Raw genomic sequence first — 4,382 nt, 5'->3', positions numbered from 1 at the left:
ACATTGGTGAGTTGCGGGACGGCACGGCGTACGTCTATCGCCGGGCAATTGTTGCTCGTGTCAAAAATCAGATGGCCACTGGGAAAAACTGCGGGCAGCTTTTCGTGGATCTGGTAGCTCATGTCTATGGGCGGCGCTTCACCGGAATAAAGGATCTGGTTGCTGGGGTTATAAACGGTGTAGCACGCCATGGCTGGCGCGACCAAGGTCGTTAAGGACAGCGCCATTGCGCATTTCAAAGAGGTCATAAGTTTCTCCTGCACGCTCCGGATCAGAGACGTGGTTCAAAGCATATGTCTTATGTGGGTTGCGTCAAGTCGGACGGCGCCGCCACATTCGCAAGGCAAGTGCCGACCGGATAGGGGGGGTGTAGCATCACAAAGATCGCGTCGTGACCTCTGCCGCAGCGGGCAACCAGAGCGTCATGACCAATCCCCCACCCTCACGCAGCCCTGCTTCTACGCGGCCGCCGTGCAACTTCATGGCGCGTCGCGCGATGGCCAGACCCAGACCTACCCCGCGCACCGACTCCCCTCCTTCGACCCGGGTAAACGGCTCGAAGATTTCCTCCAGCATGGGCGCTGGAACTCCCTGGCCACGATCCAGGACTGTCACCACCAGTTGCGTATCGCCGGTGCGGATCCCCGCTTGAATTTCGACGACTGTGCCCGGTGCCGTGTATTTCACCGCATTGCGAATGACGTTTTCAAAAGCCCGGTACAGCAGTTCACCATTGACCTGGGCGACGAACTGGCCTGGCGCGTCGATGCTGACCTGGCGTGACAGCGATCGCGCCTCGAAATCGGCATCTTCGGCAATGGCATGCAAAAGCTCGATCACGTCGACCCGTTCACGCGCCAGGCCGGTGGGTGCCTCCAGGCGATGCAGCGTGAGGAGCTCCTCTATCAGGACATCGAGCCGCTCGCTCTCGCGCTGGATACGCTCGACCATCGCATCGGTCTGGGAAGGGTCCTGTCGCAGCAGGCCGATAGCGGCTTGCAGCCGCGACAACGGGGAACGCAGTTCGTGGGAAATATCGTGCAGCAGCACCTTGCGCGACTCGGTCACCTGCTGCAGCTGTGCAGCCATGCGATCGAACTCTTCAGCCAGGTCCGCTATTTCATCACGTCGCCCTTTCATCAGCGGTTGCACACGCGTGTCGAAACGGCCTTCAGCGGCACGGCGCAAGGCCCAGCGCAGATGCCGCAACGGGCGGGACAAATACCATGCAAGCACCGGGCCGATGATGAGGACGGCGACTATGGCCGATATCAACGGTACGAACGGCACAAAACCGAAGGTGGCGACGTCGTCCGGAGGGGGATGTCCTGTCAGTGTGAAATACGCGATGGTGCCGGCGAACGAAAGCACCATGCTCAGCCACAGCGCGAGCAGCAGCTTCCAGAACAACCGGCCGATGCGGCGCGTCTCCATATCTGTCAGTCCTCCAGCAACTGGTAGCCCATACCGCGAACACTCTGGATCCAGGACTCGCCGTCTGCACGTGTCCCCAGCTTCTGGCGGATGCTGCTGATGTGCACATCGATGCGCCTGTCGAATCGGGCCAGCGGGCGGCTGAACGCCTGCAGCGAAATATCCTGCTTGCTCACGAGCTGGCCGACGTGGCGAGCAAGGACTTCAAGCAAGCTGAACTCCGTGCCTGTCAAATCCAGGGGAATCCCGTGCCATGTTGCCTGTCGGTTGCCCGGCGACAAAACCAGCTCACCCGCCTGCAGCACACGCTGCCCGGAATTGGGCGCCGCCGCTTCACGCGCGTCAGTGCGCCGCAGGATGGCGCGGATGCGCGCGACCAGTTCGCCGGGTGTGCAGGGTTTCGGGACGTAATCGTCGGCGCCCATGTCCAGGCCAACGATGCGATCAACGTTGTCACCGCGCGCCGTAAGCATGAGCACCGGGACTTTGCTAAGGGCGCGAATGCGGCGCAGTGCCTCCATGCCAGACAGCCGGGGCATCATCACATCCAGCACGACGATGTCGTAGCGGCCGGAAGTGGCCTCGGAGACACCGGCCTGGCCGTCGTGTACGGCGCGCACATCGAAGCCCTCGCGGACGAGATACTGCGACAGCATCGCCGTGAGTTCGAGGTCATCATCAACAAGCAGAACCGGAATCATCTCGACATCAGTATCGCTTGAAAGCCCCGGTGCCGGCCAGCGTGGGCCGGTTTTTTACCCAGCTTAACTTTCGCCAACGTTGGCGAGCATTCGCGATACCTACCATGACTGCTGATTTTCAGGAGCAGCATGCAAACCTATCGACTCACCGGCTGGCGACACTTTTCCATTCCTGGGATTGGCCTTGCTATCGGTCTTGCCATCGCGCTTGGCGGCTGTGCGGCGGTCGGGCCGGATTATGCAGAGCCCAACCCCGCAGCGGCGGCGCTTTGGCAGGGGCCCCTGCCCCATGGAGGCAACGTGACTGCGCTCAGCGACTGGTGGAGCCAGTTCAATGACCCGGTGCTGACCCGGCTCCAGCGTTCAGCCGAATCCGGCAGCCCCACGCTCGCCAAGGCATGGGCCAACATCGAGAAGGCGCGCGCCACGTTGTCCAGCGCCGGTGCTTCAGGTCTGCCAGGTGCAAATGGGCAGGCATCGGTGACACGCGGCACACAGCAAACCGGCGAAGTGGCGACCGCCCGCAGCGCAGGCCTGGATTCTTCGTGGGAGCTGGATTTGTTTGGCAAGGTAAGGCGCAGCACCGAATCAGCCAGCGCCCGTATACAGGCGCGCGAAAACGACTGGCACGACGCGCGCGTTTCTCTTGCGGCGGAAGTGGCGGATACGTATGTGCAGTACCGAGCCTGCGGGTTGTTGGCCACCGCTTACGAGCAGGAGCTGGCTTCCATGAGCGAGACGGCCAAAGCCACGGAGTCGCTGGTACGCGCCGGCTTGACCGCCGGCACAGAAGGCTCACTGGCTCGTGCCAGCCTGGCCAGCACCACCTCTGCCGGGCTCGCGCAACGCGCGCAATGCGAGCTGCTGGTGAAGTCATTGGTGAATCTCACTGGAATCGACGAACCCGAGCTGCGTCACCAGCTGGTGCAGGGCGGCACCGGCATCCCGCAGCCGGCGGGCCTCGATGTGCAAGGCGTGCCGGCACAGGCGCTGCGCCAGCGGCCTGATCTTGCCTCGCGCGAGCGCGAGTTGGCAGCTGCAAGTGCAGACATCGGTGTGGCGCAGGCAGACCTCTACCCGAGCCTGTCGCTTTCAGGATCTGTCAAGGTTTCTGCGACCGGCCTCGCTTCGTCATTGACCACCTGGTCGTTCGGCCCCAGCTTATCCATTCCACTCTTCGACGGCGGGCGCACGCGGGCCGCTGTCCACAGCGCTCGGGCCGGCTACGAAGCCGCCTATGCCGACTGGCGTCAAAGTGTGCGAACGGTCGTGAAGGAGGTGGAGCAGTCGCTGGTTCGCCTGGACGGCGCTGCGACGCGCACGGAGCAGTCAGAACGCGCCGCCCACGAATACCGGAGATACCTCGTGGGAGCGGACGCGCAATGGCGCGCGGGCACCATCAGCCTGCTCACGCTGGAAGAGTCAAGGCGCCAGGCGCTGTCAGCCCAGATCGAATTGATCGGCCTGCAACGTGATCGCGTCGAATACTGGATCGCTCTGTACAAGGCACTGGGAGGGGGCTGGCAACCCGCGACCCCGGCAAGTCCCCCCGCAGGCGCCGCCTACGAAGAAAAAGCCAACTCATGAAAAGAATATTCAACGTCAACCGAAAACTGGTGATCACTGTCGCGGCAGCTGTCGCCGTCCTGCTGATCGCGCTACTCGCATGGCGCGCTTTGACGGCCAAAGATCCAGGCACGGCGGCAGGGTCAAGCGCGAGTGCCCTGACGGTCAATGTCGTCTCCGCCGAAACACAAAGTTGGCCGCAGCAGTTGCAGGCCAGCGGCGCCTTGACTGCCTGGCAGGAGATCATCGTCAGTCCTGAGACGGGTGGGTTGCGCATCGCGCAGTTGCTGGTTGATGTGGGTGATTCGGTCCGGCGAGGCCAGCTGATGGCGACGCTTGCCGACGATACGGTACGCGCGGAGCTACACAAGCAGGAAGCCCTGGTGGCACAGGCCGGTGCCAGCTGGGCTCAAGCCAGCACCAACCGGCAACGCGCGCAGTCGGTGGACGTGGCCGGCGCCCTGGCGCCACAGAAGATGGACGAATACCTTACGAATGAGGCGGCAGCGGTGGCGTCTTTATCTTCGGCAAAGGCGGACCTCGAGAGCGCATCCCTGAAACTCAAGCACACGAAGATCGTGGCAGCGGACGACGGCGTCGTCTCTTCCAGGTCGGGGATTCTGGGTAATGTCGTCAACACAGGCGCCGAGTTGTTCCGCCTGGTGCGCCAGGGCCGTGTGG

The 4,382-nt window shown here is 62.9% G+C and carries 5 protein-coding genes; 2 read left to right on the top strand and 3 right to left on the bottom strand.

Annotated elements, in window-relative coordinates:
* From AC1D1X_RS16625 to AC1D1X_RS16615, 3 genes are all read right to left on the bottom strand, one after another.
* On the bottom strand, positions 1-248 hold a 248-nt coding region (locus tag AC1D1X_RS16625; protein ID WP_477698685.1), incomplete at its 3' end, for a hypothetical protein.
* A gap of 127 nt (positions 249-375) precedes the next feature.
* On the bottom strand, positions 376-1,434 hold the full coding sequence (locus tag AC1D1X_RS16620; RefSeq protein WP_477669563.1) for a HAMP domain-containing sensor histidine kinase: 1,059 nt from the start codon (positions 1,432-1,434) through the stop codon (positions 376-378).
* Between the two features lie 5 nt (positions 1,435-1,439).
* Positions 1,440-2,135, bottom strand: a complete 696-nt coding sequence (locus AC1D1X_RS16615; protein WP_477669562.1) for a response regulator — start codon at positions 2,133-2,135, stop codon at positions 1,440-1,442.
* Positions 2,136-2,264: 129 nt separating this feature from the next.
* Between AC1D1X_RS16615 and AC1D1X_RS16610 the strand changes: the two genes are divergently transcribed.
* Entirely contained in the window at positions 2,265-3,722 is a 1,458-nt protein-coding gene (locus AC1D1X_RS16610; RefSeq protein WP_477669561.1) for an efflux transporter outer membrane subunit, read from the top strand.
* Positions 3,719-4,382: efflux RND transporter periplasmic adaptor subunit (locus tag AC1D1X_RS16605; RefSeq protein WP_477698684.1), on the top strand; the 664-nt coding region annotated here is incomplete at its 3' end. The genes AC1D1X_RS16610 and AC1D1X_RS16605, both read left to right, overlap by 4 nt.

Source organism: Polaromonas sp. P1_G4, from assembly GCF_056405475.1.
This window is presented reverse-complemented; position numbering and strand designations above follow the sequence as displayed.

Coding starts and splice junctions, on each gene's coding strand:
- AC1D1X_RS16615 (WP_477669562.1), bottom strand. CDS start 2,135: ATGATTCCGGTTCTGCTTGTTGATGATGACCTCGAACTCACGGCGATG.
- AC1D1X_RS16620 (WP_477669563.1), bottom strand. CDS start 1,434: ATGGAGACGCGCCGCATCGGCCGGTTGTTCTGGAAGCTGCTGCTCGCG.
- AC1D1X_RS16610 (WP_477669561.1), top strand. CDS start 2,265: ATGCAAACCTATCGACTCACCGGCTGGCGACACTTTTCCATTCCTGGG.